The sequence below is a fragment of the Akkermansia muciniphila genome (genome assembly GCF_002884975.1).
Taxonomy (GTDB): Bacteria; Verrucomicrobiota; Verrucomicrobiia; order Verrucomicrobiales; family Akkermansiaceae; genus Akkermansia; species Akkermansia muciniphila_C.
The window spans coordinates 445,099-458,743 of record NZ_PJKB01000003.1 but is presented as its reverse complement, the minus strand read 5'-3'; the positions used below and the strand labels follow the sequence as shown (position 1 = coordinate 458,743).

The 13,645-nt window shown below is 58.1% G+C and carries 9 protein-coding genes; 5 read left to right on the top strand and 4 right to left on the bottom strand.

The features are described 5' to 3' along the window. Positions 1-173: 173 nt before the first annotated feature. Entirely contained in the window at positions 174-905 is a 732-nt protein-coding gene (locus tag CXU21_RS11810) for a LamG domain-containing protein (protein ID WP_146017082.1), read from the top strand. 106 nt (positions 906-1,011) lie between these two features. On the opposite strand, the gene CXU21_RS11805 is transcribed toward CXU21_RS11810, so the two are convergent. Beyond that, complete coding sequence (locus CXU21_RS11805) at positions 1,012-1,821, bottom strand: hypothetical protein (RefSeq protein WP_180972803.1); 810 nt, start codon at positions 1,819-1,821, stop codon at positions 1,012-1,014. A gap of 418 nt (positions 1,822-2,239) precedes the next feature. Between CXU21_RS11805 and ribD the strand changes: the two genes are divergently transcribed. Then, positions 2,240-3,295, top strand: a complete 1,056-nt coding sequence (ribD, locus tag CXU21_RS11800; protein WP_146017081.1) for a bifunctional diaminohydroxyphosphoribosylaminopyrimidine deaminase/5-amino-6-(5-phosphoribosylamino)uracil reductase RibD — start codon at positions 2,240-2,242, stop codon at positions 3,293-3,295. 543 nt (positions 3,296-3,838) lie between these two features. Here the strand turns inward: ribD and mnmG are convergent. Both mnmG and holA read right to left on the bottom strand, forming a co-directional pair. Then, positions 3,839-5,716 carry a tRNA uridine-5-carboxymethylaminomethyl(34) synthesis enzyme MnmG gene (gene mnmG, locus CXU21_RS11795; RefSeq protein ID WP_102726157.1) on the bottom strand — a complete coding sequence of 626 codons (1,878 nt, stop codon included), beginning with the start codon at positions 5,714-5,716 and terminating at the stop codon, positions 3,839-3,841. Continuing rightward, the gene (holA, locus tag CXU21_RS11790) at positions 5,716-6,822 is read right to left on the bottom strand and encodes a DNA polymerase III subunit delta (RefSeq protein WP_180972802.1); all 1,107 of its coding nucleotides are present in this window, start codon (positions 6,820-6,822) and stop codon (positions 5,716-5,718) included. Before holA ends, mnmG begins: the two co-directional genes overlap by 1 nt. Before the next feature lie 248 nt (positions 6,823-7,070). On the opposite strand from holA, the gene CXU21_RS11785 reads away from it, so the two are divergent. From CXU21_RS11785 to hrpA, 3 genes are all read left to right on the top strand, one after another. Continuing rightward, positions 7,071-8,534, top strand: coding sequence for a trypsin-like peptidase domain-containing protein (locus tag CXU21_RS11785; RefSeq protein WP_180972801.1), 1,464 nt, complete (start codon positions 7,071-7,073; stop codon positions 8,532-8,534). Between the two features lie 123 nt (positions 8,535-8,657). Continuing rightward, positions 8,658-9,140 (top strand): acetolactate synthase small subunit, encoded by a 483-nt coding sequence (gene ilvN, locus CXU21_RS11780; RefSeq protein ID WP_102712969.1) that lies wholly within the window; start codon positions 8,658-8,660, stop codon positions 9,138-9,140. 70 nt (positions 9,141-9,210) lie between these two features. Then, on the top strand, positions 9,211-12,900 hold the full coding sequence (gene hrpA / locus CXU21_RS11775) for an ATP-dependent RNA helicase HrpA (RefSeq protein WP_146017080.1): 3,690 nt from the start codon (positions 9,211-9,213) through the stop codon (positions 12,898-12,900). Between the two features lie 33 nt (positions 12,901-12,933). On the opposite strand, the gene CXU21_RS11770 is transcribed toward hrpA, so the two are convergent. Then, positions 12,934-13,638, bottom strand: coding sequence for a potassium channel family protein (locus CXU21_RS11770; RefSeq protein ID WP_022396118.1), 705 nt, complete (start codon positions 13,636-13,638; stop codon positions 12,934-12,936). Between the last annotated feature and the right edge of the window lie 7 nt (positions 13,639-13,645).

Sequence of the window (13,645 nt, the reverse complement as noted above, 5' to 3'; positions counted from 1 at the left end):
AATAAGAGAAATAAAAAGGCATGAATAAAGCGTTTCTTCCGGATCCCGCCTATTTTTAATGGATTCGGCAGTTCAGACAGGAATAATGGCAGGACCCGGATTCGGAATCCGGTACTTTTCATTCAAGCTGCGGGTCCGGCGATTTGCGGCAATAAACAACCTTTAGAACCTTTGTGAAACGTTCATTAATTATTTTGGCCCTACTGGCCGCGGCGGGACTGGCAAACGCAGCTACTCCCATTTACTCCTGGGAATGGACCACGGAGGGAGCGCAGATAACCGCTCCCGGCTGGAACGGCTCCTTCAATTACACGGCCGGCAATGACTACGCCACCTTCGGCAGCGGGTCCGGCGGCGGCACCCCCTACAAATCAGGCATAGCAGACATTACAGGCAGTTTCACCGTCAGTTTTGACCTGAAAAACCTGAGTTCCACCGGCAATGCATGGAAAGACGTTTTCAGCCTGTATTCCAATGGAACGGTTTCCGGAGAATCCAACAGCATGGTCCTTGAATTCAATGAAGCCGGAGAGCTTTATTTTTATAACAAGGGATTCGGAGGCCAAACCGGTGGAAACATTAACACGGGCCTGACCTGGACAAACCTCCAGCAGGATACATGGAACAACTTCAGCATTGTCTCCGATCTTTCCTCCCAGACGCTTTCCGTTTACGTCAACGGCGCCCTGGCGGGCACCATCACCGGCTGGAATCCGTCCTCCCCGGCTCTGACAGGCTCCCAGTTCGGCTCTTCCTTCGGAGAGGTGCGCCCCATGAACGGAACCATGGATATCAACAACATCAAGTTTTATGACGGCGTGGTGCTCCCCGTGCCGGAAGCGGCTACGGCTTCCCTGAGCCTGCTGGGCCTGGGCGCCCTGCTGATGCGCCGCCGGAGGCGCTGAACCATTCCCGCTTTTTCTACAAGCCGGAAACGTATTATTAAAAGGCTGCATGACGGAGGGGTTCCTCCGCATGCGGCCTTTTTGCGTTCCGGGGCCCCTGCCCGTTTCATGCCCCCGTGAACACTTCCCCCGGCATGGTCCAGGTCCCGGGAGGGACTACCCTTCCGGGCAGAATGACGGTGTTGGCTCCCAGGCGCACATGATCCCCGATGACGGCGCCCAGCTTGTCCCTCCCCGTATCCGTCAGCCTGCCACCCGCCATCATCCTGTGCTCCCTTCCGTCATGCCGGAAATTGGAGCACACTGCCCCGGCCCCGAAGTTGACATCTGTACCGATGATGGAATCTCCTGCGTAGCTCAGATGGGGAATAAAGGCGCTATCCCCGATGATGCAGTTTTTCAGTTCCACCCCCTGCCCCGCCACGCAGCCGTTTCCGATAGATACGCAGCCGCGCAAATAACAATTGGGCCCTATCCTGCATCCGTCCCCCACCCAGACGTTCCCCTCCACCACCACGCCGGGCATCACCACGGTGCCCTTCCCCACCCGGAGCGCTCCCGTGACGTAAATGCCCTCCCGCGTAGAAAAATTCCCTCCTGCCATTCCCTCCATTACTTTTTCCTGCCACGCCAGCAGGTCCCAGGGGTAAACCAGGCGCTCCACCGGAGCTTCCTGCCGCGTGAAAACACGTTTCAGGCCGTTTCCCCGCCCTTTCCGCGCCAGCAGGTGTCCTTCCCCGCTCCGCGCCTCCCCTGCCCCGCAGGCGGCAAGCCACGCGGCGGCCTGCGGTGAAAAATCATGCATGGACACTTCCACTATTTCCCCGGTTTCCTCCGGAACGGCTTCTCCCGGTTCCAAAACCGTCTCAAAGCCCGCTTCCCGGAGCCGGAAGGCACAATATGCGGCTATACTCATCCCAGCCACGGAAAAGGCGCAGAAAGGCCTTTCAGGGCCCGTTGCGGGAAAAGTAAGGTCCTCCTCCGGAATATAAATCAGTCTGGCAACCCTCATGCATGAATGGTATGATTTCTTACGCCGCCTCTGCAAGACGGAATGCACTGCCCCGTTCCGCATGCCAATAACCGTGTGAACGGATGCGTCAATTAAGTGTGAGTATGGTGTGAATAAGTTATTCAGATGTTATCCACATTTCTATGAGCCGAATTTATTCACATTTGCTGAGCCTTCCAATTCCTTCACGCCAAATGGATAAAAACGTTGTTCACACGAGGCACACGGTAGAAGAAGAAGGAATTTAATATTGTTAAATCTAATATTCTTCAATCACACAACGTGGTTGTCCTCCCTCCGGGATTCGTGTTACAAGGTCCGCATGAACACAGAGGACCAGGACGGCCGCTGGATGAACATGGCCGTTGAACTGGCCGCAAACGGAGTCGGGCTGACAGCGCCGAACCCCTGTGTGGGAGCGGTCATTGTTCATGGGAACCGGGTAATCGGTTCCGGATTCCATGAAAAAGCCGGACTTCCCCATGCGGAAAGGAATGCCATAGCTGACGGAACAGCCAGGGGAAACGCCGGGCTGTTTGCGGATTCCACCCTGTACGTTACTCTGGAACCATGCAGTACCGCCGGAAAAACCCCGCCCTGTACGGAAGCCATTCTGGAACATCATTTCAAACGGGTGGTTTACGGTTCGGAGGATCCCAATCCCAGGCACCGCGGCGCCGCCGCTGAAATTCTCCAACGTGCGGGAATCCAGGTTACGCAGGGAATTCTGGAAAAGGAGTGCGACCGCTTGATCCGGGGGTTCCGGCTGAACATGCTGGAAGGGCGTCCGTGGGTGGTTGCAAAAAGCGCCATGTCCCTGGATGGCCGCATTTCACGCAGTCCGGAACGTTCCCAGTGGCTGACGAATGAAAAATCCAGGGCTTTTGTGCATACTCTCCGCGCGGAGTGCGACGCCATTCTTACGGGAGGAAATACCATGCGCCTGGATAATCCTTCCCTGACGATCAGGACTCCGGACCGTTCCGTTTCTCCCCTGAAAGAACAACCCTGGCGCATTGTCCTGACTCATGACGCGGCGTCTATACCTGCGGATTCCGTTTGCCTGACGGATGAATTCCGTGACCGTACCCTGATCGTGGAGAATGTTTCAAGTTATTTGGAATTGTTACAAAATCTTTATAGTGACAAGAAAATAGGTACCATCCTGCTGGAAGCCGGAGGGTGCCTGGTCAAGGAATTTTTGAAAGCCGCCCTGGTTGACGAATGGGTGGGATTTTATGCCCCCATCATCACGGGAGGCGGCGCGGATGGAGTGGAGGGCGGAACGTTTCTGGAACGTGAAGCCTATCTTGATCAGCCGGTTGTGAGAACTTTCGGAAATGACGTGTGTATCCGTGGTGACGTGCGCTACCGGTAGCGGCAACGGCTATTTTTATCTGCCGTCCGGAATGTTCCTTGCCGTGGCGCAGGTTAATTCCTGAAGCGGCTGGCATGGACGGTTTCCCTCCTCCCCTCCCTGCCGTGGCTTGTTTTTCATTGCGATCTATCAATGCGGAAATGCGTAAAGTCCTTTCCGCCGCTGACAAGACTTGTTTGAGGAAAAGACTGATTCATCTTGCCGGAAATTTTTGTTCCCCTCCTTCCGGGTTTGAGGCCGGCAATACAACTTAATTTCTGGCGTTCCTGCCAAGAGTGGCCATCTTTCTTCCGGTATCCGCTTCTTTTATCCCTGCCTCTTTTGACGGGGGATTACATGTTGCAGCCGTAAGTCTTGGCAGCCGGAAAAATGTTAATCAAACCGATGATAGAAAAATACCCTGCGGGAACAAGGGCATGTGCGGCGAATTCCAGGATGCAGTACAACGGCTAGAATACTGTGCATGGTATTTTTATCATCCGTGGAACCGTTTTGCGGTCAAATTTAAAAGCTTTGGGGAAACAGCGCCGGATTTCCGGTGCGCTACCTTCCACGCTTTTGCAGATGCACAAGCAGCAGGGCGATATCTGCCGGAGTAATGCCCGGAATGCGGGAGGCCTGCCCGATGGTGCCGGGGCGTATTTTTCCCAGCTTGATGACGGCTTCCTTTTTCAAGGCGTGGACATGTTCGTAATCAATGTCGGCAGGGATGGCTCTGCTTTCCATCCTTGTGATTTTTTCCGCCTGTTTTTTCTGCCTTTCAATGTGCCCTTCATACTGGATATCCGTAGCAATGGCATCCAAATGTTCCACGTGGAACATTTTTTTCAGTTCTTCAGGCAGCATGGTCCAGTCATTGCCGGGCCTCTTGAGCCAGGTGGACAGGGGGACGCCTTCATATTTAACAAGGGCGGCTTTTGCCGTTCCCTCTTCAATGGCGTTTTGCCGCGCTTCCGTTTTCAGGAATTCTTCACGGGTGATAAGGCCGGTTTCAAAAGCGAGGGGGGCCAGGCGCAGGTCCGCATTGTCCTGGCGCAGCAGAAGCCTGAATTCCGCGCGGCTGGTGAACATGCGGTAGGGTTCATCCGTGCCTTTGGTGACCAGGTCGTCTATCATGACGCCAATGTAGGATTGATCCCGGCGCAGCACCAGGGAGGGCTTGTCCAGTACCTTCAGCGCCGCGTTTGCTCCCGCCATCAAGCCTTGCGCGGCGGCTTCTTCATAACCGGAGGTGCCGTTGATTTGTCCCGCAAAATACAGGTTTTCCACCAGCTTGGTTTCCAGCGTAGGATGCAGCTGGGTGGGTGGGCAGAAATCATATTCCACCGCATATCCGGGACGGATGAGCTGGGCGTTTTCCAGGCCGGGAATGGTATGGATGAAATCGCATTGGGCGGAGTAGGGCAGGGAGGTGGAAACGCCGTTGAGATAGAATTCCTCCGTGCTGCGTCCTTCCGGTTCCAGGAATACCTGGTGGCTCGTTTTTTCCGCGAAGCGCACGATTTTATCTTCAATGGAGGGGCAGTAACGGGGACCTATGCCTTCTATGATGCCGCTGTAAAGAGGGCTGAATTTTAAATTCTCCCGGATAATGTCGTGTGTAGCCTGGTTGGTGTAGGTAATCCAGCAGGGCATTTGCTCCATCCGGAAATCTCCGTCCCCCCAGGTGTTCAGGGTGCAGAAGGGCTCGGAAGAGCGTTTCAATACGTCGCGGGAACGGTAGCTGAACAAGGCTTCCGGGGTGTCTCCCGGCTGCACTTCACAGACGGAAAAGTCAATGGACCTCCCATTGACGCGCGGAGAAGTTCCCGTTTTAAGCCGCTCTACCTGAAAGCCGAGAGCGGCCAGGTCCGTGGAAAGGCTGGAAGGAGCGCAGCCCATGCGGCCGCCTGTCACATGCTGGAGCCCCACGTGCAGCAGGCCCTGCATGAACGTTCCGGAGCAGATGACCACGCTGCGCGCGCAGATCGTGTAATCAAGGGAGGTGACGGCTCCCGTTACCTGTTGTTCTCCGTTCACGAGCAGCCGGACCACATCCCCCTGGAACAACCGAACGCCTGGAGCGGTTTCCAGAACCATTTTCATTCGTGCGCGGTAGGCCGTTTTATCGCACTGGGCGCGGGGCGCGCGCACGCTGGGGCCCTTGGAAGCATTCAGCATGCGGAACTGGATGGCGGTGGCATCCGTATTCAGTCCCATGGCACCTCCCATGGCGTCTATTTCCCGGACGATGTGCCCCTTGGCAAGCCCCCCGATAGCCGGGTTGCAGGACATTTGTCCGATCGTATCCAGATTGTGGGTCAGGACAGCGACGGAACATCCCAGGCGGGAGGCCGCCAGCGCCGCCTCAATGCCTGCGTGCCCGGCGCCGACGACAAGAACATCAAACAGGGGAGAGGCTGGGGAGGAAGAGGAATTCATCAGGATGCGGAGCAGATGGCAAGACGGTGCAGAATCAGGCGCGGATCAAGAGAGGAAGACACCAGGGCCTTGTCCGCCTTCATGCATTCCTTCAAGGTTTGCTTCAACCGTTCGGTCTTGAATTTGGAGGCGTTCTGCGCCGCCAGGAAAAGCGGGTACGCATTGGGAGTGCCGTCTTTTTTCAGGGGAATCAGGGCGGCTGCATAGGAGGGCAGGGAAGAGATGCGGGCCGTAAATTCCTTGAAGTTGGTAGGCTTCAGGTTGAACGCGTCACATAAAAGCCTGGCGGCCAGCAGATTTCTCAGCGTTGGGATGAATGCTGCGCGCATGATCGTGATAGCGTTTTCACCGCGTTCCAGCTGGAAGTCAATCAGGGAGATGGCCGCATCGCTCTTCTTGTTTTCCAGGGCGCGTGAAATTTCAAAAATAACGCCCGTGCGCGTCAGCGGAACCATGCGCTCCACGTCCTCCGGCGTCACGGTGCGCCTGTCCGCGCCCAAGTAGAGGTCCAGTTTTTCAATTTCGGAAATAATCTGGCGGGAGGATTCACTGACGCGGTGGATAAACAATTCCAGAGCGGCGGAGTCAAAGCTCATGCCGCGCGCGCCTGCCTCCTTGTTGATGAGGGGCATCAGGCTGCCTTCCCAGCCGGCCTTGGTGATGTCCGGCTTGTTCAGTTCTTCCGCGGCGGCGGATTGAAGCAGGAATTTATTAAAGGAACGGCGCTTGTCAAATTCGGAGGCGGAGATGAGCAGCAGGACGTCCGGCCCCAGGCCGCCTTCCAGCAAATGCCTGAGGGAATCCAGGGCAGCTTCCGTGGTGGAGGAGCGTCCCGTGACGGAATCCCCCAGAAAATTGCAGTTCTTCATCCAGACCACCTTGCGGCCCGGAAAGAAGGGGAGGGTGCGCAGGGCTTCCATGACCTGGCGCGTCACCTGGTCCGCTTCATCGGAATCGCCGCAGGCCGCTTCCAGTATCTCATGGGAAAATTCATTCGTGCCTTCCGTCAGGGCGGTAAAGATGCCGGAAGCCTTTTCACGCACCATTCCTTCATCCGTTCCAAAAACGAGGTAAATGGCTGGTTGTTGTAAAGTGCTGGTGCCCATAAAACCGTACCCGTAGGTATCATAAAACACGCCTTGTTAAAAGACGTATTTGTCATTTGAAACTTTTTTCGTTTGAAGAAAACAAGCTTAAATAGTATCAATAGGAGCGGAATGTCAAAAGATGGATGGAGTCCTCCACGCCCGTTTTCAGGCATCTCCCCGGTATTAAGGCACAAACAGTTTGACCGTTGCTACGGCAAGGCATTTCCATGAGATCAACCATATGGACACGGGCGTTACTTGTCATCATGATGACGGTTATGATGACCGTGGTCGCCATTGCCTATTGGAGATGGAACAGCCGCGTCACGGAAAAGAACGTTTCCTTCCGGTCGGAGGTGTTTACCATGGCGCGGGAGTCCGAGCTCAAGGAGGAGGACATTCCCATCCTGCACCAGCTCAATGAAGAATATTCCCGTGTTGCCCGGCTGGTGGAACGCGTGCTGGTCAGCATAGACACTACCGGGGTGGCCACTGTTCCGCAGCCTTCCGAGGACGGGGATTCCATGGTGGAAAAAAGGCTGGCGGTCCACGGCCTGGGGTCCGGCGTCATTGTCACTGAAGAAGGGCACATCATTACGGCCTACCATGTCATTCAGAACAAGCATGCGCTGCGCGTCACGCTGAGCAACGGGAAAAGCGTTTCCGTGCGCCTGGTGGGGGTGGATCCGGAGCTGGACATCGCCGTGCTGCAGGTGGAAAACCCGATGACCTTTGTCCCCCTCCCGTTCGGCAACAGCGATGAGATTGCTCCCGGCATGATTGTTCTGGCCTGCGGTAACCCCTATGGACTTGGAACGACGGTTTCCCGCGGCATCATCAGCGCCCGTGAGCGCAAGCTGGTGGATTCCGGCCTGGACCTGATCCAGACGGATGCCAGCATCTTCCCCGGCAATTCCGGCGGTCCCCTCATCAATATCCGCGGTGAAATCATAGGCATCAACAAATCGGTGCTTCCCAACGTGGAAAAGAATTACGCGGGCATCGGTTTTGCCATTCCCTCCAATCTTGTGCTGCACACCTTTGAGCAGATTTGCAGGCATGGACGTCCCATGAGGGGATATCTGGGACTGGACATTGTGCGCAATACGCCTCCCCTCCGCAGTTTCCTGGACTATCATGAAGCCGGAGGGGCTGTGGTCAACATCGTGAAGCCCGGTTCTCCGGCGGAGCAGGCAGGTCTTCAAACGGGAGACGTGATGCTGAGCTTTAATGAAGTGCCCATCCAGACGGACAAGGATGTGAAGGACCGCATAGAAAATCTTTCCATCGGCGATAAATTCCGGCTGAAAATCTGGCGCAAGGGGCAAAAAATGAATGTCACCCTGAAGGTGGGGGACAGCATCTTGAAGAACGTCCCCTCTCCCTGGGAGGATTTTATGGAAGGAGTGGGCATGCACCTGCGTGAACTCACGGCGGAGGAGCAATCCATCGGCGCGCGCGGCCTGCTGGTTATCCAGGTGAATCCCAAGAAATCCGTGGGGCAGATATTGCAGGCGGGGGATATGGTCTTTGCCGTGAATCACCAGAGCGTCAGCACCATGGATGCGCTGGTCAGGGCCCTGAGGGAAGGGCCGGCCCTGCTGACCGTTTCCCGTGACGGGCAGCAGTTCAACGTAAAGGTGGATGCCCGCCCGGTTTCCGAAAAGACGCTGCTGCCCCGTATTCCCACGGCGACAAAGAGCAGCGCCATCGTTCCGCGGGAACTCTGAATTCCGCCGGTCACGCGTCTTCCGGCGCCCCCTGCGGGAAAGCGTTTTCCGGCATCACCCTTCCGCGGGCTTGACTGGCAGCCGGAAGCGTCTATAATGCATCACCTTTAAGAAATTAAAATTATGACTCGTCATACTATCTCCGTACTTGTTGAAAACAAATTTGGCGTGCTTGCCCGCATTGCCGGTTTGTTCAGTGGACGGGGCTACAATATTCATTCGTTGAACGTTGCCCCTAGCCAGGACCCGCGCTTTTCACGGATGACCATCGTCGTACGCGAAAAGGAAGACGTGCTTGACCAGATCATCAAGCATCTGGAAAAACTCGTCAACACGGTGGAAGTTGTAGATTTCCGCAACACGGACAACGTGTACCGGGAGACGGTGCTGACCCGCATTGGCGTGGATTCCGCCACGCGGCATGAAGTCATTGAATTCTGCCAGATCCTGGGCGCGAACATCGTGGATGTCACGCGGGACGCCCTGACCATTGAAGTGACGGGCGGCGAACACAAGATTGACCGTTTCCTGTCCCTTATTGAGGATTATGATGTGCAGATGCTGACCCGCAGCGGACGCATCGCCCTTCCCAAACCCCGGCAGTAAAGAAACCCTTTCCGGCTTTTCCATCAAACCCTGCAGGACGTTCTTGCAGGGTTTTTTTCTCCCCTCCATCATGAACATCACTTATCCGGACCTCCCCATTTCCCGCCGCCGGGATGACATTCTGGCGGCCATGCGGGAGCATCAGGTCATTGTGGTGGTGGGTGAAACCGGGTCCGGCAAGACCACCCAGCTTCCCAAGATGGCCATGGAGCTTGCCGGGGATGCGCGGGGAAGGGTGGGGTGCACCCAGCCCAGGAGGCTGGCCGCGGCTTCCGTTTCCCGCCGCGTGGCGGAAGAATTGAACTGCGAGTTGGGCGGCTTGGTGGGCTACCAGGTGCGCTTTGAGGAAAAAGCCGGGCCGGACACGCGCCTGAAGTTCATGACGGACGGCATTCTGCTGGCGGAAACGCAGCATGATCCCGACCTGCGCCAGTACCATACCCTGATTCTGGATGAAGCCCACGAACGCAGCCTCAACATTGACTTTCTGCTGGGCTACCTGAGGCTTCTGCTGGACAGGCGGAAGGATCTGCGGCTGGTCATCAGCTCCGCTACGCTGGATGCCGGGGGATTTTCCGAATTCTTCGGAGGCGCGCCCATCGTCCAGGTGGAAGGACGTACCTACCCGGTGGACCTTCATTACCTGCCGCCTCTGCGTGACGATGAAGAGCTCCCCGCCCATGTGGCGCGCGCCGTGGATTGGCTGGATACCCTGGACGACCGCGGGGACGTGCTGGTCTTTCTCCCCGGAGAGCGTGAAATACGTGAGGTGGCGGAAAAGCTGGAAGGCCGGAATTTGAGGAACACGCGCATCCTGCCCCTCTTTGCCAGGCTGGGACTGGCAGACCAGCAGAGGATTTTTCATCCGGAACAGGGTTGCCGCCGCATCGTGCTGGCGACCAACGTGGCGGAAACATCCCTGACCATTCCCGGCATCATTTACGTCATTGATTCCGGTGTGGCGCGCGTCAGCCGGTACAGCCCGGCGCGCCAGGTGCAGCGGCTCCAGATAGAACCCGTCTCCAAGGCCAGCGCCCGCCAGCGCGCGGGCCGCTGCGGGCGCGTGTGCGAGGGCGTCTGCATCCGGCTGTACAGTGAAGAAGACTGGGAGGACAGGCCGGAATTCACGGACCCGGAAATCCGGCGCAGCGCCCTGGCCGGGGCGCTTCTCCGGATGAAGGACCTGGGGCTGCCTGAAATGCCGGAATTCCCCCTTCCGGACCCTCCTTCCTCCAAACTGGTGACGGAGGGCTACCGCACCCTGCGGGAAATCGGCGCCCTGGACAAGGCCCGGCAGCTCACGCCCGTAGGCAGGAAGCTGGCGCGCCTGCCCATAGACCCGCGCCTGGGCCGCATGCTGCTGGAAGCGCAACATGAACAGGCCCTCCCTGAAATGCTGGTAATCGTGGCCGGGCTGGGGATCATGGACCCCCGGGAACGTCCGGCGGATGCCGCGCAGAAGGCGGACCAGGCCCACGCGCAGTGGAAGGACGAAGACAGCGACTTCCTTTCCCTGCTCAAGCTGTGGAAGGCCGCATGGCAATTCCGGGAAGGCCGCCGCTGGCGCAAAAACCAGCTCCGGAAATGGTGCGGGAAAAACTTCCTTAATTTCAACCGCATGATGGAGTGGTTCAACCTGTGGGAAGACCTTTCCCGGCTGGTCAGGGAAACCCTGAAATGCAAAATTCCTCCCTTGGAGGAGGAAACGGAGCGTCAGGCGTCTTTTGCCATGATTCACCGGAGCATCCTGGCGGGCGTTCCGCGCCAGTTCGGCCTTTGGGATGCGGACAACCGGGAATACCGCGGCGCCGGAGGGCGTTCCTTCGGCATCTTTCCCGGTTCCGGCCTGTTCCGCCGCAAGAAGCGGAGCGAATGGGTGATGGGCGTGGAGCTGGTGGATACCACGCGCCTGTGGATGCGCCGCGCCGCCCGGCTGGAACCGGAGTGGGTGGAACAGGTGGCTCCCCATCTCTGTGAATCCCATTATTCCGGAGCCCGGTGGGACAAAGAGCAGGGCGCGGTTTACGCCGTGGAGCGCGTGGTGTGCGGCGGCCTGCGCATCATTGACAACAGGCGCGTGCACTATGGCCGCATCAATCCCGCCCATGCGCGGGAAATCATGATCCGGGAAGGGCTGCTGGGCGGCGGCTTCCGCACCAGGCCCGGCTGCATCACCCATCTGGAAACGCTCCGGGAAGAGGTGCGGCAGATAGAGCTGAAGCTGCGCCGTCCGGACCAGGTCTGGTGCGAGGAAGGCGTTTATGAATTCTTTGACAGGCTCATTCCGCAGGACTGCTGCACGGCCAGGGCCTTTCTGCGCTGGGCCGGAAGCATGGAAAAAGACAACCCGGACGCCCTGCACGTTCCGGCGCAGGAAGCCATGTATGAATTCTGGGGGAAAGACCTTCTGGACGGCTTTCCGGATGAAATTTCCTGCGGCGGCGCGGAATACGCCGTGTATTATCAGAATGACCCCGGCGCGGAAGATGACGGCGTGACGCTGGGCGTTCACATTGACCAGCTGCCTGACGTTCCGGAATGGTTGCCGGAATGGGGCGTGCCGGGTCATCTGGCCCAGCGGGCGGAAGGCCTGCTGCGTACCCTTCCCAAGGACCTGCGCGTCTTTCTCCAGCCCGTCAGCCAGAAGGCCGCCTACTTTGCAGAACTGCGGCATGGCCTGGATCCGGACGGGCCGCTGGCGCAGAAGCTGGCGGAATTCGTGGAAGCGGAAACCGGGCGTTTCTGTGCTCCCTCCTTCTTTGACATGAGCCGCATTCCTGCGGAGCTGGTGACGAAAATATGGGTGTGCGACGACGAAGGTGAAGAGCTTGCCATGGGCACGGACGTTGCGGAGCTGAACGGGCGGCTGGGCAAAAAGCTTTCCCGCCGGTTCCGGGAAACGGCGGCGGACATCGTCTCCGTTACGGGCATGAAGGAATGGACCTGCGGAGATTTGGAGCATACGGTGGATGTGGCGGGCAGGCCGGGTTACGTGGCCCTGGTAGATGAAGGCGCGTCTGTGGGCGTCCGCGTTTTTGAGGATGAACTGCGTGCGGCGGAATCCCACCGGGATGGGTGCCTGCGCTTCATGCGCCTGCGCCAGACGGACCAGCTCAACCACCTCCGCAAGAAATTCCCGCTGAAACTGGAAGGGAAGCTCTCCCTGCACATGCTGGGCCGGGACCCGTCCACCAATGCGGACGACCTGGTGGACGTCTCCGCGGAGCTTGCCATGGGCCGTCCCCTGCCGCGCACGTCGGAACAATTCGCCGCTGCGGAAATGAATCTGCGCCAGAATCTCTTTGACGCTGCGCACAGCGTGGCGGACCTCTGGGAGCTGGTAGCGGCCACGGAGCACGCCGTCAGGGATTTTTCCGCAGCCCAGCAGGGCGTGCGCCATATGGAGCGCATCACGGCTGACCTCCGGCGCCAGCTTGACTGGCTGCTCCGGCCCCGCTTCCTGTGGGCGCATGGAGCGGAACATCTGCCGGACCTGAAACGGTACGTGCAGGGCATCGCGGAACGCATCAGGCGCATCGGCCAGCAGCCCCTGGCCAGGGAGCTGGAACGCCTGGACCTCTTTGAACGCGTGTACCTCCCCTGGTATCAGGCCCTGCCGGAACATGACGGGGACCCGCGCTGGACGCAGTACAGCTACCTGCTGGAAGAATACCGCCTGGCCGTCTTCGCCCCCGCCATCTCCGTCAAGGGCCGTATTTCTGAAAAGCGCCTGGTAACCGCTTTTGAAGAGCTGGTCTGAAAGCCCGATTCCCGGAATGGGGCGGGTCCGGGTTTACAGGCCCTTGGACAACTGGGCGAATTCAATCAGGTTCGTCTCCTTGCCGAACAGGATCAGAATGTCGTGGTCTTCAAAGACGAGGTCCGGGGAAGGGGTGCCGATGACGGGAATGCGCGGGATGGAAAGAATTTCCCGGCGCCCCTGCGGGGTCTGGGCTTCTCCGCGGCGGATGGTGAGCAGGTTGAGATGGTGCTCCGTACGCAGGCCCACGTCACGGAGGCGCTTGCCCACCCAGATGCGCGGCACGGCTATTTCCACGATGCTGTGGTTCTCATCCATGGGGGAGACGCGCAGGAATTCCGGGGATTCCAGCTGGCTGGCGAGCTGCTTGGAGGCCACGCGCGACAGGTTGATGAGCGCGTACACGTTCATCTGGCTTAAAATGTGCTCGTGCACCGGGCTCATCACGCGGGCGTAAATATAGCGCACGCCCATTTTCTGGAGGTGCGTGACGACGAGGAGGTTTTCTTCAAAGCTGTCCCCGATGGCGACAATCACGGCGGACTGGTCATCCAGCTCCAATTCGCGCAGGGCGGCCGGATTGGTGTAATCCGTCACCACGGCGTAAGTTACCAGGTCCTTGATCTGCTCCAGTTCTTCATCCGTGGAGGCCACGGCCACTACTTCAATATTGCGGGCGGAGAGCTCCGTGCAGAGCTCCTGTCCAAACTGGCCCAGGCCGATAACGGTATATCTCATAACGGTA

Coding starts and splice junctions, on each gene's coding strand:
- CXU21_RS11805 (WP_180972803.1), bottom strand. CDS start 1,821: ATGAGTATAGCCGCATATTGTGCCTTCCGGCTCCGGGAAGCGGGCTTT.
- ribD (WP_146017081.1), top strand. CDS start 2,240: ATGAACACAGAGGACCAGGACGGCCGCTGGATGAACATGGCCGTTGAA.
- mnmG (WP_102726157.1), bottom strand. CDS start 5,716: ATGAATTCCTCTTCCTCCCCAGCCTCTCCCCTGTTTGATGTTCTTGTC.
- holA (WP_180972802.1), bottom strand. CDS start 6,822: ATGGGCACCAGCACTTTACAACAACCAGCCATTTACCTCGTTTTTGGA.
- CXU21_RS11785 (WP_180972801.1), top strand. CDS start 7,071: ATGATGACGGTTATGATGACCGTGGTCGCCATTGCCTATTGGAGATGG.
- ilvN (WP_102712969.1), top strand. CDS start 8,658: ATGACTCGTCATACTATCTCCGTACTTGTTGAAAACAAATTTGGCGTG.
- hrpA (WP_146017080.1), top strand. CDS start 9,211: ATGAACATCACTTATCCGGACCTCCCCATTTCCCGCCGCCGGGATGAC.
- CXU21_RS11770 (WP_022396118.1), bottom strand. CDS start 13,638: ATGAGATATACCGTTATCGGCCTGGGCCAGTTTGGACAGGAGCTCTGC.